Source organism: Streptomyces scabichelini, from assembly GCF_011045015.1.
Classification (GTDB): Bacteria; Actinomycetota; Actinomycetes; order Streptomycetales; family Streptomycetaceae; genus Streptomyces; species Streptomyces scabichelini.
Genome location: NZ_JAAKZY010000062.1, coordinates 13,982 through 39,767 on the forward strand (window position 1 = coordinate 13,982; position 25,786 = coordinate 39,767).

23 protein-coding genes and 1 riboswitch are annotated in these 25,786 nt (G+C 69.2%); of the genes, 1 reads left to right on the top strand and 22 read right to left on the bottom strand.

The window, feature by feature from the left end; all coding sequences use genetic code 11:
* Positions 1-25: 25 nt before the first annotated feature.
* Positions 26-955, bottom strand: a complete 930-nt coding sequence (locus G5C60_RS20635) for a LysM peptidoglycan-binding domain-containing M23 family metallopeptidase (RefSeq protein ID WP_165261424.1) — start codon at positions 953-955, stop codon at positions 26-28.
* 4 nt (positions 956-959) lie between these two features.
* A riboswitch (cyclic di-AMP (ydaO/yuaA leader) is annotated at positions 960-1,137 on the bottom strand.
* A gap of 286 nt (positions 1,138-1,423) precedes the next feature.
* Positions 1,424-3,523 (bottom strand): alpha-galactosidase, encoded by a 2,100-nt coding sequence (locus G5C60_RS20640; RefSeq protein ID WP_165261492.1) that lies wholly within the window; start codon positions 3,521-3,523, stop codon positions 1,424-1,426.
* A 168-nt stretch (positions 3,524-3,691) separates the two neighbouring features.
* On the opposite strand from G5C60_RS20640, the gene G5C60_RS20645 reads away from it, so the two are divergent.
* On the top strand, positions 3,692-4,489 hold the full coding sequence (locus G5C60_RS20645; RefSeq protein ID WP_165261426.1) for a tyrosine-protein phosphatase: 798 nt from the start codon (positions 3,692-3,694) through the stop codon (positions 4,487-4,489).
* 39 nt (positions 4,490-4,528) lie between these two features.
* Here the strand turns inward: G5C60_RS20645 and G5C60_RS20650 are convergent, their stop codons facing one another.
* The 20 genes from G5C60_RS20650 to G5C60_RS20740 all read right to left on the bottom strand — a co-directional run bounded on the left by G5C60_RS20650 (position 4,529) and on the right by G5C60_RS20740 (position 25,732).
* The gene (locus tag G5C60_RS20650; RefSeq protein ID WP_165261428.1) at positions 4,529-4,654 is read right to left on the bottom strand and encodes a DUF6126 family protein; all 126 of its coding nucleotides are present in this window, start codon (positions 4,652-4,654) and stop codon (positions 4,529-4,531) included.
* Positions 4,651-5,289: a helix-turn-helix domain-containing protein gene (locus tag G5C60_RS20655; protein ID WP_165261430.1), complete on the bottom strand. Its 639-nt coding sequence runs from the start codon at positions 5,287-5,289 to the stop codon at positions 4,651-4,653. Before G5C60_RS20655 ends, G5C60_RS20650 begins: the two co-directional genes overlap by 4 nt.
* Positions 5,290-5,369: 80 nt before the next feature.
* On the bottom strand, positions 5,370-6,776 hold the full coding sequence (locus G5C60_RS20660) for an aspartate aminotransferase family protein (protein WP_165261432.1): 1,407 nt from the start codon (positions 6,774-6,776) through the stop codon (positions 5,370-5,372).
* On the bottom strand, positions 6,773-8,737 hold the full coding sequence (dxs, locus tag G5C60_RS20665; RefSeq protein WP_338145878.1) for a 1-deoxy-D-xylulose-5-phosphate synthase: 1,965 nt from the start codon (positions 8,735-8,737) through the stop codon (positions 6,773-6,775). The genes G5C60_RS20660 and dxs overlap by 4 nt, the downstream gene beginning before the upstream one ends.
* A gap of 56 nt (positions 8,738-8,793) precedes the next feature.
* The gene (ispG, locus tag G5C60_RS20670) at positions 8,794-9,975 is read right to left on the bottom strand and encodes a flavodoxin-dependent (E)-4-hydroxy-3-methylbut-2-enyl-diphosphate synthase (RefSeq protein WP_165261434.1); all 1,182 of its coding nucleotides are present in this window, start codon (positions 9,973-9,975) and stop codon (positions 8,794-8,796) included.
* A gap of 4 nt (positions 9,976-9,979) precedes the next feature.
* Positions 9,980-11,002 carry an adenosyl-hopene transferase HpnH gene (gene hpnH / locus G5C60_RS20675; protein WP_165261436.1) on the bottom strand — a complete coding sequence of 341 codons (1,023 nt, stop codon included), beginning with the start codon at positions 11,000-11,002 and terminating at the stop codon, positions 9,980-9,982.
* A 5-nt stretch (positions 11,003-11,007) separates the two neighbouring features.
* Entirely contained in the window at positions 11,008-11,649 is a 642-nt protein-coding gene (locus G5C60_RS20680) for a phosphorylase family protein (protein ID WP_165261438.1), read from the bottom strand.
* Positions 11,649-13,655, bottom strand: a complete 2,007-nt coding sequence (shc, locus tag G5C60_RS20685) for a squalene--hopene cyclase (RefSeq protein WP_165261440.1) — start codon at positions 13,653-13,655, stop codon at positions 11,649-11,651. The genes G5C60_RS20680 and shc overlap by 1 nt, the downstream gene beginning before the upstream one ends.
* Before the next feature lie 112 nt (positions 13,656-13,767).
* Entirely contained in the window at positions 13,768-14,898 is a 1,131-nt protein-coding gene (locus tag G5C60_RS20690) for a polyprenyl synthetase family protein (RefSeq protein WP_165261442.1), read from the bottom strand.
* Positions 14,895-16,322, bottom strand: a complete 1,428-nt coding sequence (hpnE, locus tag G5C60_RS20695) for a hydroxysqualene dehydroxylase HpnE (protein ID WP_165261444.1) — start codon at positions 16,320-16,322, stop codon at positions 14,895-14,897. Before hpnE ends, G5C60_RS20690 begins: the two co-directional genes overlap by 4 nt.
* Positions 16,319-16,459, bottom strand: coding sequence for a DUF6380 family protein (locus G5C60_RS54195; RefSeq protein WP_420907393.1), 141 nt, complete (start codon positions 16,457-16,459; stop codon positions 16,319-16,321). The genes hpnE and G5C60_RS54195 overlap by 4 nt, the downstream gene beginning before the upstream one ends.
* Positions 16,459-17,409: a presqualene diphosphate synthase HpnD gene (hpnD, locus tag G5C60_RS20700; protein WP_165261456.1), complete on the bottom strand. Its 951-nt coding sequence runs from the start codon at positions 17,407-17,409 to the stop codon at positions 16,459-16,461. Before hpnD ends, G5C60_RS54195 begins: the two co-directional genes overlap by 1 nt.
* Positions 17,406-18,308, bottom strand: coding sequence for a squalene synthase HpnC (gene hpnC / locus G5C60_RS20705; RefSeq protein WP_165261458.1), 903 nt, complete (start codon positions 18,306-18,308; stop codon positions 17,406-17,408). Before hpnC ends, hpnD begins: the two co-directional genes overlap by 4 nt.
* A gap of 382 nt (positions 18,309-18,690) precedes the next feature.
* On the bottom strand, positions 18,691-19,473 hold the full coding sequence (locus tag G5C60_RS20710) for an ATP-binding cassette domain-containing protein (protein WP_165261460.1): 783 nt from the start codon (positions 19,471-19,473) through the stop codon (positions 18,691-18,693).
* Positions 19,466-20,395: an ABC transporter permease gene (locus G5C60_RS20715; protein ID WP_165261462.1), complete on the bottom strand. Its 930-nt coding sequence runs from the start codon at positions 20,393-20,395 to the stop codon at positions 19,466-19,468. The genes G5C60_RS20710 and G5C60_RS20715 overlap by 8 nt, the downstream gene beginning before the upstream one ends.
* A gap of 98 nt (positions 20,396-20,493) precedes the next feature.
* Positions 20,494-21,378 carry a glycosyltransferase gene (locus G5C60_RS20720; protein WP_165261464.1) on the bottom strand — a complete coding sequence of 295 codons (885 nt, stop codon included), beginning with the start codon at positions 21,376-21,378 and terminating at the stop codon, positions 20,494-20,496.
* The gene (locus G5C60_RS20725; protein WP_165261466.1) at positions 21,375-22,103 is read right to left on the bottom strand and encodes a CDP-alcohol phosphatidyltransferase family protein; all 729 of its coding nucleotides are present in this window, start codon (positions 22,101-22,103) and stop codon (positions 21,375-21,377) included. The genes G5C60_RS20720 and G5C60_RS20725 overlap by 4 nt, the downstream gene beginning before the upstream one ends.
* A 28-nt stretch (positions 22,104-22,131) precedes the next feature.
* Entirely contained in the window at positions 22,132-23,196 is a 1,065-nt protein-coding gene (locus tag G5C60_RS20730; RefSeq protein WP_165261468.1) for an iron-containing alcohol dehydrogenase, read from the bottom strand.
* Complete coding sequence (locus tag G5C60_RS20735; RefSeq protein WP_165261470.1) at positions 23,184-23,936, bottom strand: phosphocholine cytidylyltransferase family protein; 753 nt, start codon at positions 23,934-23,936, stop codon at positions 23,184-23,186. Before G5C60_RS20735 ends, G5C60_RS20730 begins: the two co-directional genes overlap by 13 nt.
* Positions 23,933-25,732, bottom strand: a complete 1,800-nt coding sequence (locus tag G5C60_RS20740) for a DUF5941 domain-containing protein (protein ID WP_165261494.1) — start codon at positions 25,730-25,732, stop codon at positions 23,933-23,935. The genes G5C60_RS20735 and G5C60_RS20740 overlap by 4 nt, the downstream gene beginning before the upstream one ends.
* Between the last annotated feature and the right edge of the window lie 54 nt (positions 25,733-25,786).

Here is a 25,786-nt window from a genome sequence, read left to right on the forward strand (position 1 = left end):
CGCTCGCGGCGGTGCGCGGGAGGCGTCAGACGGAGACGCCGTGCGAGCGCAGGAACGCCAGCGGGTCCACGTCCGAGCCGTAGTCCGGCGTGGTGCGGATCTCGAAGTGCAGGTGGGGACCGGTGACGTTGCCGGTCGCGCCGGAGAGACCGACCTGCTGACCCGCGGTCACGGACTGTCCGGCCGAGACGGAAAGGGAGGAAAGGTGGGCGTACTGGGCATAGTGGCCGTCGTTGAGCTTGATGACGACCTCGTTGCCGTACGCACCGCCCCAGCCGGCGGAGACGACCGTGCCCGCACCCACGGCCTTGAGCGAAGTGCCGGTCGAGGCCGCGAAGTCCACACCGGTGTGGTACCCGCTGGACCACATGCCGCCCGACATCTTGTAGGGGGTGCTGATCGTCGCGCCCTCGACCGGCAGGGCGAAGCCGCTCGCATTGCTGGGCGCCTCGGCCGCCTTGGCGGTCGTGGCCTTCTTCGCGGGCGCCTGAGGGGCCTCGGCTGCCTTGGGAGCCTTGGCCGCCTTGGGGGCCTTGGCCTCGTTGGAGCCGGAAGGCGCGGAGGCGGCCTTCTTGCCGATCGTCAGCTCCAGGCCCGGGTGAATGAGGCTCGGGTCGCTGCCCACGGCTTCGCGGTTGTCCGCGTACAGCTTCTTCCAGCCACCGCTGACGTTCTGTTCGCCGGCGATCTTCGAGAGATAGTCGCCCGCCTTCACTTCGTACGTCCTGGTCGCGGCCTTCTTCTGGGCGGCGGCCGGAGCGGATTCGACCGCCTTCTCCGAAACGGATTCGGCCTTATTGGATACAGACACGGGCGTGGTCTGTGGAGTAGCGGCGTTGGCGCCGGCCGCTCCGAGCAACGGCAGTGCGAGCGCGGCGCCACCGGTTCCGGCGACGGCGATCGAGCGGGTGAAGCGCAGGGACTTCGGGCGGCGGTGCTTACCCTTCGCGGGCATGACGAATTCCTCTCCGGTGCCTGCGAGGTGAGCTGTCGGGTGCGAGCTGGAGATGCCCGGCCGCGCTTTCGCGCAGCTTTACCCCAAGCCTGTTCCAGAGACCAGAACAGGCGTTGTACCTGTGGGTCCCCCGCTCCTGCCGTGTACGGGTGTTGTGTGCGGATTCCGGGCGGCGGCAGGATTAGGCGTCCGTCCGGATTGGTGGCGAACGTAAGCGACCAAGACGCGCAGGGACAACCTTTGGGTTCCCTATGCGCACCCATTCTCTTGATCCTCGACCGAAATCACGTCACCCTCCGTGAATCAGCGGTCTGCCGCATTCTTGAAATCCCCTGTAAACCCAGTTGAATTACGTGAACATGGCGACAGCGGACCGTCACGAATATGACGCTCCTCACGGAACCACGATTCAGGAGTGCCTATTTAAGAGCGAGTTGGAATGAAGGCACTCCAATACGGACACAACGCTCAGATGCGACGCAGCCGGAAAACTGCCGCATCGAGGTCGCCGCGCAAACCCGTCCGCAGTCCGTGATGGAGCAACACCGCACCTCTGTGAACTTCGCCCGTTTCGAGGCATTCGTACGTCGCTGTCGGGTCAATCCCACGCAGCCGGACCGGTGCTACGGGCTCGCCGTAGTGCTGCGCCTGGAGCCAGGCGAGGACGACGGACTGATCCCCATGGACGTACTGCACCGCACTCAGCCCGCCCTCCGGCGCCCGCAGCCGGTAGAGGTCGCCGCGCTGCACGACGGGCCGGATCTCCTTGTACAGCTCCACCCACGTCCGCGCCTCGGCGAGCTCCTCATCACTCCACTCGGTCAGGTCGCCACCGACCCCGAGCACCCCGGCCATGGCGCTCACGAAGCGGAAGCGCAGCGAACTCACGCGCCCGTTGAGCTGATTGTTCGGGCTGTCGGTGACCCAGGCGGCCATGACCCGCGCCGGATGCAGCTGGCTGAAGCCGTGCTGGATGGCGAGCCGGTCGAGCGGATCGGTGTTGTCCGAGGTCCACACCTGGTCCGTACGCGCCATGACCCCGAGGTCGATCCGGCCGCCACCACCCGAGCAGGACTCGAAGGCGACACCCGGATGCGCGGCCCGCAGCCGGTCCAACAGGCCGTACAGGGCGTGCACATGGTCGACCCAAAGCCGCTGCGGATATTCCTCCCCTGGCCAGCCGGCGTCCGTGAAGCAGCGGTTGAAGTCCCACTTCACATAGTCGATCGGGGCGCTGGAGAGCAGCCCGTGAAGCTGCTCCCACAGGTACTCCTGGACGTCGTCGCGCGCGACGTTCAGTACGAGCTGATTGCGGAGCTCCGTCTTCTTTCGTCCCGGTTGGTACTGAATCCAGTCGGGATGCGTGCGATACAGGTCGCTGTCCGCATTGACCATTTCCGGCTCGACCCAGATCCCGAACTGCATACCCATGGCGTGTACGTCGTCCGCCAGAGGCTTGAGTCCGGCCGGGAAGCGGTCGGGGTTGGGCGTCCAGTCCCCGAGCCCGGCCCGGTCGCTGGTGCGCTTCCCGAACCAGCCGTCGTCGACCACGAACAGCTCGACGCCCATCGCCGCCGCCCGCCGCGCGAGCGCCCGCTGCTGCTCCTCGGAGATGTCGAACTCCGTGGCTTCCCAGGAGTTGTAGAGCACGGGCCGGTCCTGGTCCGCGTCCGGAATCACATACGCGCGCTGGTACGCGTGCCAGGCCCGGCTCGCCCCACCGAAACCGCCGTCACTCCACAGCCCCGCGAAGACCGGCGTGACGAAGCTCTCCCCCGGCTCCAGCCGCACCAGGCCGGAGTCGTCGTACCCGGCACCGCCGGTGATCTGCACGCGCGCGTCGGGAAGTTGGGCCACGGCGATCCGCCACGAGCCGGACCACGCGAGCGCGCATCCGTACACCTCGCCGCGCTCCTCGGTCGCCGCGCCCTCGACGTCCAGCGCGACCCACGGAAGATGCTGATGCCCGGTGTGCCCGCGCCGGCTGCCGATGACCTTCTCACCGTAGGTGAGGTCCGTACGCACGAGTCGCGACTCGGCCGCCCACCGTCCGTGCAGCTGCGACAACCGCCAGCCGTCGCGCTCCGGCAGCGTCCAGGTCGCGGAGTCGGCGCGCAGGACCTCCAGGGCGGGCCCTTCGTTGGCGAGGGTCACCCAGCGCTCCACAGCGTCGGTGGCGGGGCGCATCCGGTAGTGCAGCGTGATGCCGAGCCCGGAGTCGGAGAACCGCAGCCGCAGTTCGGCCCCGTCCGATTCGCCCGCCTCGTCGACCTCGTACGCCTCGAAGCGCCACTCCGTGCCGCGCCGCTCGTCCGTGCGCACGGACAGCGCCGGCCGTACGAAACGGGGGCCGCCCTCGACCGGGTACTCCTCGTGCCCGTCGAGCGGCGACTCGAACGGCCAGTACGTCGGCCCGGGACGGGCGGCCAGCGACTCGGCGTCGGCGAGCGTGATGCGCGGCCCCCAGTGCAGATGCAGCAGCTCGTCCTCGTCCGTCAGCCGGAGGGCATAACTGCTCGTGCGCCCCGAAAGCAGCCACGTACGACCGTCTTTGCCGATCTCCACCATCAAGCCCTCACAGATCCGAACAGACACGCTCAAGAACAACATCATCTCAGGCGCCCGCACCTCGGAAGCACCGCCTGTGGACAACTCATTGGCCCAGGCATCCATGTCGTATCGTCGAGAGCGCGCCCTGCCGACAAGAGCGTCGGCCGCCGATTGGGAGGAGCCCTCGTGACGCAGCAGGTCCCGTCGACCGAGCCCGAACTTGCCGGAGTGCGCAACTTCCGCGATGTGGGTGGCCTGCCGACCGTGGACGGCCGGCGCGTGGCGCACGGACGGCTGTTCCGCAGCGGCCATCTCGCGCACGCGACCGAGGAGGACACCGCGTTCCTCTCCTCGCTGGGCCTGCACACGATCTTCGACTTCCGCAATGCCGCGGACATGAAGCTGGAGGGGCCGGACGTCGAGCTGCCGGGCGTGCGCAATGTGAACCTGCCGCTGACCGACCCGGCGCACGGCGCCGAGTTCTGGACGATGGTCCGCGACGGCGATCTGGACCAGCTGCGCTCGATCCTCGCGGACGGCAAGGCGGCGAACCGGATGATCCGGTCCTACCGCTCGATCATCAAGGAGCGCACGGCCGAGCACTCCCAGGTGCTGCACGCACTGGCCGAGGACAGCGTGCCGGCGCTGATGCACTGCGCGGCGGGCAAGGACCGCGCCGGCCTGTCGATAGCCGTGACGCTCCTCGCCCTCGGTGTCGAGCACGAGGCCATCGTGGCGGACTACCTCAAGTCGAGCGCTCCACACCGCCGGTACAAGGTGCGGCGCAGCAGCTCCGCGGCCGCGGCGTACTCCCCCGAGGTGATGGAGCTGCTCAGTCCCCTCTTCGACGCACGCGCCGAGTACCTGACGGCGGCGTTCGACACGATCGAGGAGACCTGGGGCGGAGTCGACACGTACCTGGAGCAGGGCCTTGGCGTGACCCCGGAGACCCAGGAGCGGCTGCGGAAGCGTTTCCTCGACTGACCGCCGCACCGGCCCCGGGCGCCTATTGGTTCTGCGCGCCTACTGGTTCTGCGCGCCGAGCGAGAACAACAGGTAGACGAAGGCCGCGAACAGATGCCCGACAGCCACGTAGATGATGAGCCGCACCCACAGAGCACGGGGGAACTTCTCTTCCATATCTCTCACGGGTTCGCTCCTGTGGTCGTCGGGCCGAGACACAGCGCGGCCGTGGGGCTCTGCAGCAGGGTGTGCACGAAGAGCAGTTCGGCGCCGCCCCGGCCCGCGGCGGCGATCCGGTGCGGGGTCAGCGAGTCGAAATGCGCGCTGTCACCGGGCGCAAGCACATGCGCGGTGTCCCCGAGACGCAGCCTCAGCCGCCCCTCCAGGACATACAGCCACTCCTCGCCGGGATGGACGCGCACGATGTCCCCCTGCGTCCCGTACGGGACGTGCACACGCAGGGCCTGCATGCCGCGCCCGGCCGCGCCGGCCTGCCAGTACGTCCAGCCGCCCGCCTGCGTGGGCTCCATGTCGGCGGCGCGGACGACCGCGTCCCGTTCGGGAACCGCCTCGCCGAGCAGCTCCGAGACGGTCGTACCGTAGATACGGGCCAGCGCGAGCAGCATCGGCAGCGAGGGCTGGCGCCGCCCGGTCTCCAGGCGGGAGAGGTGGGCGGGCGACAAACCTGCGGCGCGGGCCGCGGCCTCCAGGGTGAGTGAGGCGCGGCGCCGCAGCTCACGCAGTTGCGGCGCGACGGCGGGCAGCTCGCCGGGCAACTCGGCGGACGGCTCTTCGGCCGCCTCCGGCTCGATGGGGCTCATGCCTCCATTCAGCCGGAGGCTTGCCTGTGCGGCAAATTTATTGCCTCAGAGGCAATACCGCTCAGAGGCGGTACGTACCTCTACCTGTTGGCGACCGCCTGCTTCACGAGTGTCTTGCCGAAGTCCCACATCAATCCGCCGCCGTTGTGCGCGTCGTCCATCACGTCGGTGAAGGCGTCCACGAACCGGTCCACGTCCCGCTCCCCGATGATCAGCGGCGGAATGAGCTTTATCACCTCCAGGTGATCGCCCGAGACCTGCGTGAGGATCCGATGCCGCTGGAGCAGCGGTACGACCACCATCTGCGCGAACAGCCCCTTGCGCGCGGCCTGCAGCATCGTCCAGCGGCTGCGCAGCTTCAGCGACTTGGGCCTGCCGAACTCGATGCCGATCATCAGCCCCCGGCCGCGTACCTCACTGAGCAGCTCATACTTGTCGACGAGCGCCCCGAGCCGCGACTTCAGCTCCTCTCCCATGGCACGGGCGTTCGCGACGATCTCCTCGTTCTCCATCACGGAGAGCACGGCGAGGCCGGCCGCCATGGCCTGTGCGTTGGCGCCAAAGCTCGCGGAGTGCACGAGGACGCGGTCCATCGACGAGTAGACCTTCTTGAAGATCCAGTCCTTGCCGAGGGTCGCGCCCACGGGCACATAGCCGCCGGACAGCGCCTTCGCCACGCACACCAGGTCCGGTTCGACGCCGTCCTCGTGCTGGTAGGCGTAGAAGTCGCCGGTCCGCCCGAGTCCCGTCTGCACCTCGTCCGCGATGAGCAGCGCCTTGTGCCGGTGCAGCAACTCCTGGGCGGCGCGCAGATATCCGGGCGGCGACTCGTGCACGCCCTTGCCCTGGATCGGCTCGACGATCAGCCCGGCGACATCGCCCTTCTTCAACTCCCTTTCCAGTACGTCCAGATCGCCGAGCGGAACCGCCGTGTCGGGCAGCAGCGGCGCGAACCCGTCGCGGAACCCGTCCTCGCCGTTCACGGACAGCGAGCCGGTGGTCAGCCCGTGGAAGGCGTGCGTGCAGTAGAGAACGCGCGGCTTACCGGTCGCGTACCGGGCGAACTTCAACGCCGTCTCGACGGCCTCCGTACCGCTGTTGCCGAAGAACACCCGGTCCAAGTGCGGGCTGTGGGTGAGGAGTTGCTCGGCGAGGAGTCCCGGCAGGGGCTGGCAGTCGAAACGGGTGAGGTCGGCGAGCGAGGCGTCGAGGACGTCGTGCAGCGCCTTGCGGACGACGGGGTGATGACGCCCCAGGCCCATCACCCCGAACCCGGCGAGCATGTCCAGGTAGTCGTTGCCCTCCGCGTCCCAGAAGTACGCGCCCTCGGCCCGCTCGTAGAACTTGTCGAAACCGATGGTGTGCAGCATGCGCGGGAGCTGGTGGTTGAGGTGCCGGGCGTGCAGCTCATAGCGTTCGGCCGCACGCCCGGCGAGTAGTTTGCCGAGGTCGAAGTTCCCGGACTGCGAGGAGGGTTCCGCGGTCATTCCTGTTTCTCCTTGGGCATGTGCTCCTTGGCGGCGAGTTCGGCCTCCGTGACAGCCAGGGTCGCCTCGGCCAGGATCGTCTCCTGGGGCGCCTCCTGGGTCGCCAGACCCGCGCTGATCCGTCCCGCGATCTCGACGGGCGTGAGACCGATGTCGGCCAGCACCTCCCCGCGCTTGGCGTGCGCGAGGAACTGCTCCGGAATCCCGAACCGGCGTACGGGTACGTCGACTTCGGCATCCCCGAGCGCGAGGGCGACCGCCGAACCCACACCGGCGGCTCTGCTGTTGTCCTCGACGACGGCGACCATACGGTGCTCTGCGGCGAGCGGGGGCAGCGCGGGATCGACGGGCTTGACCCAACGCGGGTCCACCACTGTGCAGTTGACGCCCCGGGCCTCCAGCAGCTCGGCCGCCTGGAGGCACACCGGCGCCATCACACCGACGGCGACCAGGAGCACTTCGGGCCGGTCGGCCCGGTGCAGGACATCCACGCCGCCCACCCGGTCGACCGCCTCGATCGACGGCCCCACCGACTCCTTGGGGAAGCGCATCAGCGTCGGCGCGTCGTCCACGGCCACCGCCTCCCGCAGCTGGGCCCGCAGTTGGTCGGCGTCCCGCGGCGCGGCGATCCTGAGCCCCGGCACGACCTGAAGGATGGACATGTCCCACATGCCGTTGTGCGACGGCCCGTCGGCTCCGGTGACCCCGGCCCGGTCGAGCACGAAGGTCACGCCGCAGCGATGCAGCGCGACATCCATCAGAAGCTGGTCGAAGGCGCGGTTGAGGAAGGTCGCGTACACCGCGACGACCGGATGCAGGCCGCCCGTCGCGAGCCCGGCCGCGGACACCGCGGCGTGCTGCTCGGCGATGCCGACGTCCCACACCCGGTCGGGGAACCGCTGCGCGAACTTCGCCAGGCCCACCGGGTGCAGCATGGCCGCCGTGATCGCCACGACGTCCTCGCGCTCCTCCCCGATCCGTACGATCTCGTCGCCGAACACCGAGGTCCAGGTGGGGCCGTTGGAGGGGGCGAGCGGCTCGCAGGTGAGCGGGTCCATCACGCCGACCGTGTGGAAGTGGTCCTCCTCGTGCGCGAGCGCGGGCTCGTAACCGCGCCCCTTCTCGGTGAGGCAGTGGATGAGGACCGGCCCGTGGAACCGTTTCGCGCGCCGCAGCGCCGACTCCATGGCCCCGACGTCGTGACCGTCGATGGGCCCCACGTACTTCAGTCCCAGATCCTCGAACATGCCCTGCGGCGCGAACGCGTCCTTGAAACCCTTCTTCGCGCCGTGCAGCGACTCATAGATCGTGTTCCCGACGACCGGCGTACGCAGCAGTACGTCCTTGCCCCAGGCGAGCACCTTCTCGTAGCTGTCCGTCGTCCGCAGCGTCGCCAGGTGATTGGCCAGTCCGCCTATGGTCGGCGAGTACGAGCGCTCGTTGTCGTTGACGACGATGATCAGCGGCCGGTCCTTGGCGGCCGCGATGTTGTTCAGCGCCTCCCACGCCATACCGCCGGTGAGCGCACCGTCCCCGATGACCGCGACGACGTGCCCCTTCTCTCCTTGCACCTGGCGGGCCTTGGCGAGCCCGTCGGCCCAGCCGAGCGCGGTGGAGGCGTGGCTGTTCTCGATGATGTCGTGCTCGGACTCCTCACGCGACGGGTAGCCGGACAGACCGCCCTTGCCGCGCAGCTTGGAGAAGTCCTGACGTCCCGTCAGCAGTTTGTGTACGTAGCTCTGGTGGCCGGTGTCCCACAGAATGCGGTCGACGGGCGACTCGAAGACCCGGTGGAGGGCGATGGAGAGTTCCACCACCCCCAGATTGGGCCCGAGATGACCGCCGGTCCTGGCGACCGCGTGCACCAGGAACTCCCGGATCTCGTCCGCCAGTTGGTTGATATCCGCCTCGGACAGCGCCTTCAGGTCGCGTGGTCCCCGGATGTTCTCCAGAATCGTCACGCTAGGGCCCCCTCTCGGTCCGTGCCGTTCCACTCAGACTTGCGTCGAGGACGCAGTCAACTCACAGTGACGGAGGGCTTCCCCGGCGCTGTGACCTCCGGCTCGCCTGACGCGACGCCGTCCGCCTCCATCTGCTCGGCGATCTTCATCGCCTCGTCGATCAGGGTCTCCACGATCTTCGACTCGGGCACCGTCTTGATGACCTCGCCCTTGACGAAGATCTGCCCCTTGCCGTTGCCGGAGGCGACACCCAGGTCCGCCTCCCGCGCCTCACCAGGCCCGTTCACGACGCAGCCCATGACCGCGACGCGCAACGGCACCTCCATCCCCTCCAGGCCGGCCGTGACCTCGTCGGCCAGCTTGTAGACGTCCACCTGGGCACGTCCGCAGGACGGACACGACACGATCTCCAGGCGTCGCTCCCGCAGCCCCAGCGACTCCAGGATCTGGATGCCGACCTTGCACTCCTCCGCGGGCGGGGCGCTCAGGGACACCCGGATGGTGTCGCCGATCCCCTCGGAGAGCAGCGCGCCGAAGGCGACAGCCGACTTGATGGTCCCCTGGAAGGCGGGACCGGCCTCCGTCACACCGAGGTGCAGCGGATAGTCGCACTGAGCGGCCAACTGCCGGTACGCGTTGACCATCACGACCGGGTCGTTGTGCTTCACCGAGATCTTGATGTCCCGGAAGTCGTGCTCCTCGAAGAGCGACGCCTCCCACAAGGCCGACTCCACCAACGCCTCGGGCGTCGCCTTGCCGTACTTCTGGAGCAGCCGACGGTCCAGCGAGCCCGCGTTCACGCCGATGCGGATCGGCGTGCCATGGTCCTTGGCGGCCCGCGCGATCTCCTTCACCTTGTCGTCGAACTGCTTGATGTTGCCGGGGTTCACCCGCACCGCCGCACAGCCCGCCTCGATCGCGGCGAACACGTACTTCGGCTGGAAGTGGATGTCCGCGATCACCGGGATCTGCGACTTCCGCGCGATGGTGGCCAGCGCGTCCGCGTCGTCCTGCGTGGGACAGGCGACCCGGACGATCTGGCAGCCGGACGCCGTCAGCTCGGCGATCTGCTGCAATGTGGCGCCGATGTCCGACGTACGCGTCGTCGTCATCGACTGCACGGACACCGGTGCGCCTCCCCCGACCGCCACCGGTCCGACCTGGATCTGCCGCGAGACGCGGCGCTCCGCGATCGGCCGGACCGGCACCTCGGGGACACCCAAGGAAATGGCGGTCATGACGTCACCCGCGGTTTCCGGAGACGGTCTCACGGGCGGCCCGCAGGGACTCCTTCAGTGAGCCCATGGTGGCCATGACGGCGGTCGGTTCGTAGCCGCAGTGCGCCATGCAGTTGGCGCAGCGCGGGTCCTTGCCCCGGCCGTAGGCGTCCCAGTCGGTTTCCTCGATGAGTTTCTTGTACGTCGTGACGTACCCGTCGCTCATCAGATAGCAGGGCTTCTGCCAGCCGAAGAGCGAGTAGTTGGGGATCGCCCACGCCGTGCAGGGGAAGTCGACCTTGCCCTCGAGGAAGTCGAGGAACAGCGGCGAGTGGTTGAGCCGCCACCGCCGCCGGTTGCCGCCCGCGAAGGCCTTCTTGAACAGCTCGCGGGTCTGCTCGACACCCAGGAAGTGCTCCTGGTCTGGCGCCTTCTCGTAGGCGTACGCGGGCGAGATCATCATCTCGTCCACCTGCAGGTCGTCATTGAGGAAGTTGAGCACCTCGATGATCGTCTGCGGGGTGTCGGTGTTGAAGAAGGTCGAGTTGGTGGTGACCCGGAAGCCGCGCCGCTTGGCCTCCTTGATGGCCTCCACGGCCTCGTCGAACACACCCTCCTTCGCAACGGACTCGTCGTGCCGCTCGCGCAGACCGTCGATGTGCACGGCGAACGCGAAGAACGGCGAGGGCTTGAACTTGTCCATCTTCTTGCGCAACAGCATGGCGTTGGTGCACAGGAAGACGTACTTCTTCCGGGCCACCAGCTGCCGCACGATCTCGTCGATGTGAGGGTGCATCAGGGGCTCACCGCCGGCGATGGACACCATCGGAGCTCCGGATTCGAGCACCGCCCCCACGGCCTGCGCCACCGGCATGCGCTGCTTGAGCACTCCGGCCGGGTGCTGGATCTTGCCGCAGCCCTCGCACTTCAGATTGCAGGCGTACAGCGGTTCCAGCTCGACGATCAGCGGAAACTTGTCCCGCTTGCGAAGCTTCTGTTCAAAGAGATACGTCGCGACCTTGATGGTCTGGCGGAGTGGCATGGCCATCTGGCTCACCTCCTGGGGAGCAGCAAAGAACGGTGCCATTCGAAGAAAGCGGGAAGAACGGCACGAAGAACGCGGAAAGCTGATATTCCACCGCGCACCGTGCCGATCCGGACGAGTTCATGTTCTGGAGCGTCCACGACCACCCGGACGGCCGCAACCGGGCGCGCGCCCGCACGGACGGCGCTGTGGAGCGTGGCCGCCGACTCCATGTCGACCGCGATTGCGCCGGTCGCGAGCAGATCCGACCGTTCGGGTCCGCGGACGACGTGGTCGGAACCGGTGAGCGGCCCGGTATGGACAGTGCGCCCGGGCACGGCACGCACCAGTTCCTTGACGAGCAGCTCGGTGCCCACGCACGGGGTGCCGCCCCGCGCGTCCCGGGTCTCCTCGGCGACGACCAGATCGCCGGGGTGCATACCGGGCGCCAGTCCGGCGCAGAAGCCCGTGGCCAGGACGGCCGCCTCGCTCAGCGCCGGACCGGCGAGCGCCCGGGTGACCGCACGGTCGGCGGCCAGGGGTCCCATGCCGGTACGCAGCACGGTGACCGGCCCGTCCGCACCACCACGGTCGCCACTGCGCAGGGCGAGCCGCTCGATGCCGAGCGCGCAGGCGATCAGCAGCGGGGCGGCGGCAGGTGTGTTGGTCATCAACTCCCCTTCGCCTGCCGATCGGTGAACGGCTCGCCATGGACGTACCGGCCGAGCGCGGTCAGCGGGAAGACCTGCCGGTAGAGGTGGTAGTTGATCGAGAAGTCCCACGGGAACCCGGTGCCGGTGAAGTACGGCTCATCCCAGGTGCCGTCCTCCCGCTGGGTCTGGGCGAGCCAGGTGATCCCGCGCTCCACGGCCTTGGACTCCCGCTCCCCCGCCGCGAGCAGCGCGAGCAGGGCCCAGCCCGTCTGCGAGGCGGTCGAGGCGCCCCGGCCGCTCCACTCGGCGACATCGCGGTAGGAGCGCAGGTCCTCGCCCCAGCCGCCGTCGTCGTTCTGCACCGTCTCCAGCCAGGCGACGGCACGGCGGATCGCCGGATGCGCGCCGGGCAGCCCGGCGGCGACCAGCGCGGGCACCACCGACCCCGTCCCGTATACGTAGTTGACGCCCCAGCGGCCGAACCAGGACCCGTCCGTCTCCTGTGCGGCGAGCAGCCACTCGATGCCCCGCCGGGTGCGGGGATCGTGGGACAGCCCCTCGACGGCGAGCATCTCCACGACGTGCGCGGTGACGTCGGCGGACGGCGGGTCGATGACCTCGCCGAAGTCGCAGAACGGCAGGCGGTTGGGGAAGGCGCTGGTGTTGTCGACGTCGAAGGCGCCCCACGCGCCGTTCTTCGACTGCATGCCGAGGTTCCAGCGCACCCCCCGCCCGATGGCCTTCTCCACGCGCTCCGGGTCGTGGTGCTTGACGCGGCGCAGCGCGAGGACCACCTCGGCGGTGTCGTCGATGTCGGGGTAGTTGTCGTTGTGGAACTCGAACGCCCAGCCACCGGGCGGCAGTTGGGGCCGTTTGACCGCCCAGTCACCGGGGCGGACGATCTCCTCTCCGAGCATCCAGTCCGCGGCCTTGACGAGCTGCGGATGATCGGCGGGCACACCCGCGTCGGCGAGCGCGATGGTCGCGAGGCAGGTGTCCCACACCGGCGACTGACAGGCCTCGATCATCCGGGCCCCGTCCTCGCGCCACACGGCGAACCGGTCAAGCGACGCCAGCCCCTCGCGCATCACCGGGTGTTCGAGGTCGTAGCCCAGCAGGTGCAGCGCGATGATCGAGTAGACGGCGGGCGGCTGGATGCCTCCCCAGCAGCCGTCGTTCTCCTGCCGCTCGATGATCCAGCGGGCGGCGGTGTTCATCGCCGTCCTGCGCAGCCGACGCGGCGCGACCTTGTGGTACACGTGCAGCGCCTTGTCGAGCCGCTGGAAGACGCCGTTCCAACTACCCACCGGGGCAAGCGGCTTGACCGGGTTCGGGTTGCTCGCGTCGGTGTGCAGCTCGTCCAGCGGGAACGGCGCGGGCCGCACCGGACGCTTGGCCGACACGATGGTGAGCGGCACTATGGTCTGCCGCGCCCAGCACCCGAAGTCGTAGATGTTGAGTGGCATCCACTTGGGGAAGTAGATGAGTTCCGGCGGGAGTTCGGGCAGGTCGTCCCACTTCCACCAGCCGAACAGGGCCAGCCAGATCCGCGTGAAGACCCGGGCCGCGGCAATACCGCCCTGCTCGCGGATCCATGCCGAGGCCTTCGCCATGTGCGGCGCGTCCGGGCTGTCACCGGCCAGCCGCAGGGCGACGTACGCCTCGATGGTGGTGGAGAGTTCGCCGGGCCCGCCGTAGAACGTGGCCCACGTGCCGTCCTCGCCCTGTTCGCCGCGGATGAACAGTCCGGCGGCGTGCGTGGTCTTCTCGTCGCGGATGCCCAGGAACTGGCGGAGCAGCAGGTCCTCGGCGTCCATCGTGACGTTCGTCTCGAGGTCGCCCTTCCACCAGCCCTGGGCGTCCTGCGTGGCGAGCAGGAAGTCGGTGGCGCGCTGTATCGCGTGCCGGGCGGCGTCTTGCACATCGGTTCTCCCGGCCGCCACGGGAGTCTTCGTGATGGTTTCGCTGGCCGAGGCAGCGCGGGGCGGCAGGGCCCCGGTGCTTCCGTCGGTCGTCGCTGTCATGGCTTCCCCTTCGTGCAGTGGCATGTCTCTGCTGTGGGTCCGCCGTCGGCCGGTGCTCGTTCTCCCGCGGCACCGGCCGGCGACTACGCGAGGTTTGTTCGACCGATAGTGATCATCTCTTCCGTACGACGACGAAGTCGGCGAGCGCCACCAGCTCGGCCCGCACCCGGTCCGGCATCCGGATCGCGTCCAGGGCTTCGATGGCGGTCGTGTGCTGGCGGCGGGCCTCCTGCGCGGTCCACTCGCGGCCGCCCGCCTCCTCGATGAGGGCGGCACGCGCGGCGAACTCCTCCTCGGAGAAGTTCTCGAAGTCGCTGGCCTTGGCGTCCTCGGCGAGCAGTTCGCCGAGCCGCTCGGAGGCCGGTCCGTCCGCCGCGAGGGCGGCCACGACCGGCAGGGACTTCTTGCGCTGGCGCAGATCGCTCCAGGGCCGCTTGCCGGTGGCCTCCGGGTCGCCCCAGATGCCCAGCAGGTCGTCCACGGCCTGGAAGGCGAGGCCCAGGTGGTAGCCGTACTTCTCCAGCGTGTCGGCCGTGTGGTCGTCGGCGCCGCCGAGCACCGCGCCGATGGAACAGGCACAGGCGAGCAGGGCGCCCGTCTTGTTGCCCTCCATCTCCAGGCACTCCTCGACGGTGACGCGCTCCCGGTGCTCGTACGAGATGTCCTGCGCCTGGCCGTCGATCAGTGCGCGCGTGGCGGTGGTCAGACGGCGCGTGGCGCGGCCCGCCTCGACCGTGCCGAGCTCCAGGAGAACCTCGTTGGCCAGTGCGAACAGGGCGTCGCCGACGAGGATGGCCTGGGCGGGGCCGTGCACCTTCCACACGGTGTCGCGGTGTCGGCGCTGTTCGTCGCCGTCCATCAGGTCGTCGTGCAGCAGCGAGAAGTTGTGCACCAGTTCAACGGCGACCGCTCCCGGCACACCCACCTCGGGAGAGGCATAGGCGGCCTGCGCGGACAGGACGGCGAGCGCGGGGCGTACGGCCTTGCCGCCGTCGCCGTCCGCGGGGTTGCCCTCGGCGTCGATCCAGCCGAAGTGGTAGGCGGCGACAGTGTCCATGGGAGGGGCCAGGCGGTCGATGGCCGCCCGCAGCACCGGTGTGGCCAGGGTCCGGCCGCGCTCCAGGAGCGCGGACACGTCCACCGCGTCGGCAGCCTTCGAGGCCGGGGGCACAGTGGGCACAGTCTCTCCTCTATTTGCGATACGGGGGGTGCGGGAGCCTGCCCTGCTCAGATCGAGCGTCACGCCGCCTCCTCGAACAGGTCGAAGAGGTGATCCCTGGGCCGGCCCAGGGCGCTCAGCGCGGCGCCCGCCGCACTGACACCACTGCGGACCGCACTCTCCATGGTCGCGGGCCACCCTGTGGCGGTCCACGCTCCGGCCAGGTAGAAGCCGGGTGCCTTGGTGCGGGCGCCGGGCCGCAGCCGCCCGACGCCGGGGGTCGGAGCGAACGTCGCCGTACGCTCCCTGGTCACGAAGAAGTCCCGGACCTCGGCGCCACGCGCCGCGGGCAGCAGCCGCTCCAGCTCCGGCAGATAACGCTCCCGCAGCGCCGAGACGGGTGCGTCGATCTCGTCCTGTGCGGCCGACTGCGACAGTGCGAGGTACTGGCCCTCCGAGAGCCCGGACGCCTCGGTCCGGTCGAACACCCACTGCACCGGAGTGCCGAGTGCGGCGAAGAACGGCTTGCTGAGCACCTTGCGGTCGTAGACGACATGGATGTTGAGGATCGGCGCGGTGCCGATGTCGAGCAGCCGCTCAGGGGCGTCGAGCGCGCCCGCGGGCAGCAGATCGTGGGCCTCGCGCTGGGGCACGGCGAGCACGACGGCGTCGGCGTCGAGCGTCTCGCCGGGAACCTGAACGCTCCAACGTCCGTTCTCGTTGGAGGAGATGGAGGTGACGCGTGTTCGGAGTTCGGTACGGACGCCCGCGGAGTCGAGCGCCTTGCGGGCCAGCCGGTCATGCAGTTCGCCCAGCGGGACGCGCGCCCAGCCGATGTCGGCCGCGCCCGGGTCGGACAGCAGACCGGTCTTGAACACCATCGCGGCGAGCCCGAGCGATGCGTCGCCGGCCACCGCGTTGAGGGTGGCGACCCCGACGAGGTCCCACAGCGCTTCGACGGCACGCGCCGACTGACCGTGCCGGGTCAGCCAGCTGCCGAAGTCTTCCGTGTCGAGGGCCGGATCGGCGAGGTCGAGCCCCTTGAGTGCGAGCGCGGCACGTCCGACTTTGGCACGCTCGGCGAGCGAGAGATGCGGGTACGAGGCGAGGCTGCGTCCGAGATGCAGCGGTACGGGCAGTGCGTCGCGCCGTAGTCTGCCGAGCCGGCTCCCCGCTGGCTTCGCCAGGTCGAGAACGGGCACGTCGAGCCGGTCCTGCAGCGGTGCGAGCCCGGCTCCGTCGACGCGGTCGAGAAACCAGCGGTACGCGGTGCAGCAGCGCAGGTACACATGCTGGCCGTTGTCCACGGTGAGGTTGCCGCGCTGAAACGAGAAGGCGAGCCCGCCGAGCCGTGGCCGGCCTTCGAGCAGCGTCACGCGTACGCCCGTGTCGGCGAGCGCCAGCGCGGCGGTGATACCGGCGAGGCCTCCGCCGACCACGACGGCCGCCCTCTCCGGGCGGCCCTGGCTGTCCGCGTCGAACCCCTCGGTCTGTGTGGTGTCGCTCATCGTGCGTCCTCCCCCGCGGCCGCGCCGTGCTGATTGAACAATGCACGGCAGGCCGTTGAAGTCAGGGACGCCTGCGCCGACCGGAGGGTTGCGCACCGTTTCCCGGGAGTTGCGTCACCTTGGCCCAGGGTGTCCATCAAGCGCGCCTCCTGACGGTCCGGCGGGAGACATGCCGGGCGTCGAGGCCGGAGAGGCCGCGCACGGCGACGTACGCCTTCTCGCGTCCGGGCAGCGAGACGCGGCCGCGCAGGACGGCCTCCGGCTCACGCTCGATGCGGTCGAGCAGCCGGCGGTAGATGCCGGCCATCGCGGCGACGCAGGCGCCGCTGCGTCGGTCCAGCATCGGCAGCAGCCGGTAGCCCTCCGCGAAGAGCGCTCGGGCCCTGCGCACCTCGAAGTGCACAAGGCCCGCGAAATCGGAGTCGGGCGGTGGCTGGGGCCCCTTGAACCCGGCCGAGCAGCCGAACTTCGCGAGATCGTCCGCGGGCAGATAGGTTCGCCCGCCCTCGGCGTCCTCGCGAACGTCCCTGAGAATGTTGGTGAGTTGCAGTGCGAGCCCGAGCGTGTCGGCGTACTCGGGCGCACGCTCGGCTCCGCGCGCCCCCGGTTCCGTGCCGAACACACCGAGCGAGAGCCGCCCGATCGCCCCGGCCACGCAGCGGCAGTAGACCTTCAGGTCGTCCCAGGTCTCGTAGGTCTCGCCGCGTACGTCCATCAGCACGCCGTCGATGAGTTCATCGAGGCCGCCGAGCGGGATGGGGAATCGCTCGGCGGTGTGGCTGAGGGCGACCGCGACCGGGTCGGTGTCGTCCTCGGCCACGGAACGGGCGCGGACCCGGGCGAGCAGCGCCCGGGTGTCCTCCAGACGCGCCTGCTTGACCTCTGATGCCAGCGCGCCGTCGCCGATGTCGTCGACACGCCGCGAAAACGCGTAGAGCGCCGACATCGCTCGGCGCTTGGGCGTCGGCAGCAATCTGATGCCGTACGCGAAGTTACGGGCCTGCTGACCGGTGACTGACTCGCAGTAGCTGTATGCGGCGAGTACCGGTGCGGACACGTGTGATGAAGACTCCACGGTCCGGATCACCCCTCTCCTCGCAGAGTCATGCCCGCCTCGCGCAGCAGCCGGAGCTTGCCGGGCCTGGGCGGGCCGGGAAGTACGTCGTATTCGGCGGCGGCAATCGCGTGGATTGCCGCCTTTCCCCCTGCCACGAACCCTGCGAGCAGCAGCCTCAGCCTGCCGTGGACGCTACCCACCAGGGGGGTGCCTTCATTCAGGAGGTTCAGGGCGCGTTCTGCTTCGTATGCAACCAGCGCGCGCACCGATGCGCCTGCTGTGGCCGTGGCGAGATCCGCCTCTTGGACATGAAAGCGCTTCATGTCCGCGGCGGGAAGGTAAATGCGGTCCCGGCCCAGGTCCTCGCCGACGTCCTGAAGGTGCTCGACGATCTGCAGGGCCGTGCAGATGGCGTCGGAGCGGCGGACACGCTCGGGGGTCGAGGTGCCGGTGACGGCGAGGACGAGGCGGCCGACCGGATTGGCGGACAGCTCGCAGTAGGCGAGCAGGTCGTCGTACGTCTCGTACCGCTTGACGAGCTGGTCCTGGCGGTTGGCCGCGATCAGGCCGAGGAACGGCTCGGGGGTGAGGCCGGCACGGCGGACCGTCAGCTGGAGGCGGCGCAGCAGCGGGTGGCCCGGAGTCGAGTCGAAGACCTTGCGCAGGTCGGCCTCGAAGGCGTCGAGGAGGACCAGGCGGTCCTCGGCCTCTTCGGGGGACACACCGAGGAGGCGGGCGTCGGCACCGCCGGGAGCCAGGTCGCCGTCGCCGATGTCGTCGACGAGCCGGGCGAAGCCGTACACGGCCATGAGGTCGGCGCGCCAGGCCTTGGGCAGGAAGAACGGGGCCACGGGGAAGTTCTCGTCCGCGGCCTTGTCGAGGGTGGTGCGCTCCGAGCCGGAGTCGCGCGCCGTCCCGGCTCCCGTCACCGCTCGCTGCCCGCTACGGGGACGGCACACGCTTCGCGGAGCTGGAGAGTTTCCGTAGCCATTGCCGTCACGTCTCCCGTTCTACACCGCTGACCCAATACTGCCCATTTCGGACACGCCGCCCGGACGTCCGCGCGTGTGCCCGGCGCCGGTCTCGCGCATTATCGCCCTACTTGCCGCGAATCAGCACCGGTACAGCTTACGTTGTACAACGTGACGTGCCTCGCCGGGGTGTCCTGGACATCACAACAACACACCGATTGGCGTCAAGATTCCTAAGAGGAACCAGAGTTGGGTTCCCCTTTTGCCCGGCTTGATCTTTCCTTGCACAAAGGGACCCCGCCAGAGACTTTCCGGCGGGGTCCAGAGGGTGCGCTCGGGCCTACCTGCCCGTGAACTTCTCGTACTCCTTGAGGACCTCGTCGGTCGGGCCGTCCATGCGCAGCTCGCCGCGCTCGAGCCACAGGACGCGGTCACAGGTGTCACGGATCGACTTGTTGTTGTGACTGACCAGAAACACCGTGCCCGCGTGCTTGCGCAGCTCGCGGATGCGGGCCTCGGAGCGCTTCTGGAAGGAGCGGTCGCCGGTCGCGAGCGCCTCGTCGATCATCAGGACGTCGTGGTCCTTGGCGGCCGCGATGGAAAAGCGCAGGCGGGCGGCCATGCCGGAGGAGTACGTCCGCATGGGCAGCGTGATGAAGTCGCCCTTCTCGTTGATGCCCGAGAACTCGACGATGTCCTGGTAGCGCTCACGGATCTGTTCGCGGGACATGCCCATCGCGAGACCGCCGAGTATGACGTTCCGCTCGCCCGTGAGGTCGTTCATCAGGGCCGCGTTGACGCCGAGGAGCGAGGGCTGGCCGTCGGTGTAGACCTTGCCCTCCTCGGCGGGGAGCAGACCGGCGATGGCCCGCAGCAGCGTGGACTTGCCGGAGCCGTTGGAGCCGATCAGGCCGACGGCCTCGCCGCGGTAGGCGATGAAGGAGACGCCGCGCACGGCGTGCACCTTGCGGACGCCGCGCTCCTCGCCGCCTCGCTTGAGTATGCGGCTGAGGGCGGCGGTGGCGCTGCCCTTGCCGGTCTTGGCGCCGTTGACGCGGTAGACGATGTGCAGGTCGTCCGCGATGACGGTGGGGATCCGGGTGTCGGTGATCTGCTCAGCCACGGCCGTACCGCTCCTCCGCCTTCCAGAAGTACACGAACCCGCCGACAGCGACGAGGAGGGACCAGCCGAGGGCGACCGTCCAGACGTGCGGGGGCAGGTTCTCGGAGCCGTATCCGTCGATCAGCGCGAAGCGCATCAGGTCCATGTAGATGGCGGCCGGATTCCACTGGAGGATGTCGGCGATCCAGGCGGGCTTGTCCTTCAGCATCACCGGGATGGAGAACATGACGCCGGACGCGTACATCCACGTACGCATCACGAACGGCATCAGCTGGGCGAGGTCCGGGGTCTTGGATCCCATCCGGGCCATGATCATCGCGAGCCCGGTGTTGAAGAGGAACTGCAGGACAAGGACCGGGAGGATCAGCAGCCAGGACAGGCGCGGGTAACTGCCGAATCCGACCGCCACCGCGAACAGCACGATCATCGAGAAGAGCAGTTGCTGGAGCTGCTGCAGCGAGAAGGAGATGGGCAGCGCGGCGCGCGGGAAGTGCAGGGCCCGGACCAGGCCGAGGTTTCCGGAGATCGCCCGCACTCCGGCCATCACCGAGCTCTGGGTGAAGGTGAAGACGAACACACCGGTCACCAGGAAGGGGATGTAGACATCACGGCCCATGCCCTTGTCGGCCCCCAGGATCAGCCCGAAGACCAGGAAGTACACGAGCGCGTTCAGCAGGGGCGTGGCGACCTGCCACAGCTGTCCGAGCTTCGCCTGGCTGTACTGGGCGGTGAGCTTCGCCTGGGAGAAGGCGAGGATGAAGTGACGCCGTCCCCAGAGCTGGCGGACGTACTCGACGAGTCCGGGCCGGGCGCCGCTCACGGCGAGCCCGTACTTGGCGGCGAGGTCCGCCGCGGAGAGCCCGTCATCGGGCGACGGGGGTGCGCTCACCGCGACTCCGCCGTCATGCGTTGTCTCACTCACAGATGGAAACTTTCGTCCTCAAGATGCGCAGCCTGGTGGGGGCCTGGGCAAGCAGCCAGGAACCGGGTACCGCCGAATGCTCTCAGATATCGAGCTTGTCAGATGACAGGTGGGCGGCCCAGTCGAGTCAGGCGCCATACCGTACGCCACTTCATGGGGCGCCGGGGGCCGCACGCGGTGATCCAGCCCTCCTTGAAACCGCCGAACCAGGCCTTCAGGGCAGGTCGCGAGGGTCGGCGGGCGAGAGTCAGCAGCATCCAGACACCGAGGTACACCGGAACCAGCGGCGCGGGCAGGTTGCGGCGCGCGAGCCAGACGCGGTTGCGCGCCACCATGCGGTGGTAGACCGCGTGCCGTGAGGGGGCGGTCGTGGGGTGATACAGCACCATGTCCGCGCGGTAGTCGATCATCCAGCCCGCGTCAAGGGCCCGCCAGGCCAGGTCGGTCTCCTCGTGGGCGTAGAAGAACTCGTCGGGCAGCCCGCCGACCTGGGCGAAGACCTTCGTACGGACGGCGTTGGCGCCGCCGAGGAAGGTGGTGACGCGCGAGTTGCGCATCGGGTCGGCGGCGCGCAGGCGCGGGACGTGGCGGCGCTGGGTGGAGCCGGTGTCCGGGTCGGCGATGCGGAAGCTGATGATGCCGAGCCCGGGGTCGGCCTCGAAGGCCTTGCGGCACAGCTCGGCGGTGTCGTGGTGCGCGAGCAGGCCGTCGTCGTCCAGGAAGAGGAGGATGTCGACGTCCGTGCCGCCGGGGCCGAAGGCCTCGATGCCGACGTTGCGGCCGCCGGGGATGCCGAGGTTCTCGGGCAGCTCGATCGTCCGTACGCCCTCGGGGACGTCCGGGACGGGTGAGCCGTTGCCGACCACGACCGCCTCGACCGGGTCGCCGTCCTGCTTGGCGACCGAGTCGAGGAGGGCGCGGAGTTCGTCGGGGCGGTTGCCCATGGTGATGATCACCGCGCCGACCTTCATGGCGGACGTCACTTCAGCCTGCTCGACGCCAGGATGGACACCAGGTGCAGCAGGGTCTGCAGGACCGCGATGCCGGCCAGCACGGCGACGCCGAGCCGCGAGAAGAAGAGGTCGTCCCGGGCCGTGTCCAGGACCGCGAGGACCAGGATCAGCAGGGACGCCTCGACCCCGAGGACGAGCCGGTGGAACTTCAGCGCGGCGGCGGCCTTGCGGGCCAGCGCCACACCGGAGGAGCGCGGCTCGGAGGCGGACTCCTGGACCGGCGGCTTGCCGGTCTGGTGCCGGGCGACAGCGACGAGGTCGGTCTCGGCCTTGATCAGTATGGCGCCGAGGGCGGCCAGGGTGCCGAGGAAGGCCCACAGCCAGTCGATCCGCCCGGAACCCCACAGGTCGGCGGCGCGCAGTCCGAAGCCGACAAGAACCGCGGCGTCGCACAGATAGGCACCGACCCGGTCCACGTAGACCCCGGCCATCGAGTACTGCTTGCGCCAGCGGGCGAGCTCGCCGTCGACGCAGTCGAACAGCAGGTACAGCTGGACCATGAGTACGCCGAGCACGGCGCCCGGGATCCCCGGCACCAGCAGGGCCGGGGCGGCGAGGACGCCGAAGACGGTCATCAGATAGGTCAGCTGGTTGGGCGTGACCCGCGTGTTCACCAGGTGCCGGTCGATGCGCAGCGAGAGCTCGCGCATGTAGAGCCGGCCGGCCCAGTGCTCGCCGCTCCGCCGGTCCTTCACACCCGGGGGGTGAACGACCGGGCGGAGCTCAGCTACCGATGGCTTTTGCATAGTCGGCGTATGCGTCCCTGATCTCGTCGGTGGACAGGGCGAGGTGTTCGAGGATCGTGAAACGGCCCGGCCGGGTCTGCGGCGCGTAGTCGACGGCCTTGACGAACTCGTCCACGCTGAATCCGATTTCCTCCGGCAGCACCGGCAGACCGTGCCTGCGCAGCACCTGGGCGAAGTAGCCGGACTGCTCGTGGGCGCCGCGCAGGTACATGGCGAAGGCAGCCCCCAGACCGACCTGCTCGCCGTGGCTCGCGGCCCGCTTCGGGTAGAGCAGGTCGAAGGCGTGGCTGATCTCGTGGCAGGCCCCGGAAGAGGGCCGGGTGTCACCACTGATCGACATCGCGATGCCGGAGAGCACCAGGGCCTCAGCGAGCACTGTGAGGAACTCGTCGTCGCCCGCACCACCCGGGTGTCGCAGCACCGACTCGCCGGCGGTCCGGGCCATCGCCGCCGCCAGCCCGTCCATGGGCTCCCCGTGGATCTTGTGCGAGAGCTCCCAGTCGGCGATCGCCGAGATGTTGGAGATCGCGTCGCCGACGCCGGAGCGGACGAAGCGGATGGGGGCCTCGCGGATGACGTCGAGGTCGATCACCATCGCGATCGGCGTCGGTACGCCGTACGAGCCGCGGCCGTTGTCGTTGTCCAGGATGGACACCGGCGAGCACAGTCCGTCGTGGGAGAGGTTGGTGGCCACCGCGACCATGGGAAGTCCGACCCGCGCCGCGGCGTACTTCGCCACATCGATGATCTTTCCGCCGCCGAGCCCGACCACGGCGTCGTAGCGCTGCTTGCCCTTGATGTCGTCGGCGAGCTTCACCGCCGAGTCGATGGTGCCGTCGGCGACGGGGTACCAGTCGGCTCCGGGCAGAACCGGCTCGAGCCGCTCCCGCAGCGCCTGTCCCGAACCCCCGCTTATGGCGATCGCCAGCTTGCCGGATGCGGAGATCCGCTGATCGGCCAGCACGGCCGCCAGGTCGTCCAGGGCACCGGCGTTGATGTCGACGACGACGGGCGAAGGAATGAGCCTCGTCAGTACTGGCACGCGATCACACGCCCCTTTGCCAGGTCGTCGTGGTTGTCGATCTCGACCCACTTGACGTCGCCGATGGGCGCGACGTCGATACGGAAGCCGCGGTTCACGAGCTCCTGGTAGCCGTGCTCGTAGAACTGCTGCGGGTCGGTCTCGAAGACCGTCTTCAGCGCGTCGGCGAGCTCGTCGGCGGCATCGCCCTCGATGAGGGTGACGCCGATGTACTCACCGGTGGCCTCGGCCGGGTCCATCAGCTTGGTGATCTTCGTCATACCGCCCTCGGGGCCGACGACGACCTTCATCTCCTCGTCGGCGAGCGACTTCACCGTGTCGAGGGCCAGGATGATCTTCTTGCCGTCGCCGCGGGCGGCGAGCAGGGTCTTCTCGACGGAGACCGGGTGCACGGTGTCGCCGTTGGCGAGGATCACCGAGTGCTTGATGGCGTCACGCCCGCACCACAGGGAGTAGGCGTTGTTCCACTCCTCGGCCTTGTCGTTGTCGATGAGGGTGATCTTCAGGCCGTACTTCTGCTCCAGCGCCTCGCGGCGCTCGTAGACGGCCTCCTTGCGGTAGCCGACGATGATCGCGACCTCGGTCAGGCCGATCTCGGCGAAGTTGCCGAGGGTGAGGTCGAGCACGGTGATGCTGTCCTCGTTGCCTTCGGGTCCCACCGGCACCAGCGCCTTGGGCAGGGTGTCGGTATAGGGGCGCAGACGCCGTCCGGCGCCGGCCGCCAGCACGAGGCCGATCATGCGGGTTCTCCTTCATCGTGTACGGCGGGTGCACCGGAGGACACCCAGAAGCGGATGCTCTCCACGAGCACCACGAGGGCCACGGCCACGGCGAGCGCCGTGAGTGCGACCTTGAAATCAGTGGCGGCGAGCAGCGCGGCCAGAACGGTGACCAGCAGCGTCCTGCCTTCGTGCCCGCCGATCGCCCGCACCAGCCAGTGCGGCGGCGCGCCGGCGTTGCCGCGGATGCGGTACACCGTGTCGTAATGATGGTAGGCGACGGCCCCCACCAGCCCGAAAGCCGCTGGAAGGGCTCCGTTTACCTCGGCTTTGGCTGCCAGTACGAGGACGGTGCCGTATTCGGCGGCGCGGAAGACGGGCGGCACCAGCCAGTCCAGGGCACCTTTCAGGGGCAGGGCGACGGCCGCGCCGGAGACGAACGCGTAGAACGCGGCGGCAAGGACGGGCCACCAACTGCCGTACGGAGCAAACCAGGCAGCTGCGACGAGGATCACCGCGCCCTGCAGCGCGACGAGGGTGCGGGAGCCGAACGGCGGATGGGCGGGGAGCTTCTTCAGCAGCCGCGCCATGCCCTCCGCGAGCGGTCCGCTGTCCGCGAGGTCCGCCAGCGCCCGTGCCGCCCGGTCGGTGCGGTGGGCCTTGCGCGTCAGGGACCGCAGCACGCGCCCCGCCGTGGTGTAAGTCGCCGCGAACGCGCACCCGATGAGCAGCACATAGAAGGTGATACGCGGCGTCGTGACCGCCGTGAGGACGGCGATCATCGCCCAGCGCTCGCCGATCGGCAGGACGATCATCCGGCGCAGCCAGACCGTCCAGCCGACGCTGTCGAGGCGACCCGAAAGGGCAGCCGTGGGACTGGTGTTGGCGGTCGCGTCGTGATTCGCCTCGTTGAAGGAGAAGTCGACGACATGTCGACAGGTCTGCAAAACCATCGCGCCGAGAGCGAGGGCCCACACGTCGTCACCGCCGCGCGCCGCGCCGAGCGCGAGGCCCGCGTAGTAGGCGTACTCCTTGGCGCGGTCGAAGGTCGCGTCGAGCCAGGCGCCGAGCTTCGAGTACTGCAGCGAGTAGCGGGCGAGCTGCCCGTCCGTGCAGTCCAGGACGAAGGAGAAGAGGAGCAGCAGACCGGCGACGACGTAGCCGGCGCGGGTGCCGGTCGCCGCGCAGCCCGCCGCGACGAGCGCGGTGAGCAGCGAGGCCGTGGTGACCTGATTCGGGGTCAGACCGCGGCGGGCGCACCAGCGGGCGATATAGCGGGAGTACGGGCTGATGCAGTACGTCGTGAAGAAGCCGTCGCGGGCCTTCACCGCCGTACGCAGCCTGATCGCCTCGTCGTCGATGGCCGCCACGGACTGGCGGGCCTCGTTGCGGGCCTGCGGGTCGCGGGGGACGACGGCCACGAGTTCGCCGAGTTCGGGGCGGTGCAGATCGGTCTCGAGCGCCTCCGCGACGCGGTCGGCGACGATGCCGACCACCACGGAGCCGTTCGAGGCGTCACCGGCGGCCGTACGCAGCGCGCGGCTCAGCGCGGGACGCGCCGCGGGCCGGGCGGTCACGGCGCCGGGGATCGCGGCGGCGTCGAAGCGGGGGTCGGTGAGCCCGAGGCGCAGCGCGTGGACATGTCCCACGAAGCGAGTGTCGACGACGGCGACCCGCTGGTCAGCGGGCACGGCGGCGAGGAGTGTCTCGGCGTCGGCCGCGTCGGAGGCGAGCCGCACGTCGAAGCCCAGCGACCTCAGATCGCCCTCGAGCGACGATCCGAGGACCGGCTGGCCGGTGAGGATGGCGGTCGACAGACGAACTCACTCCCTGGTTCCGACGCGTCCACGGCGTCGGCATGTACGTGGTGG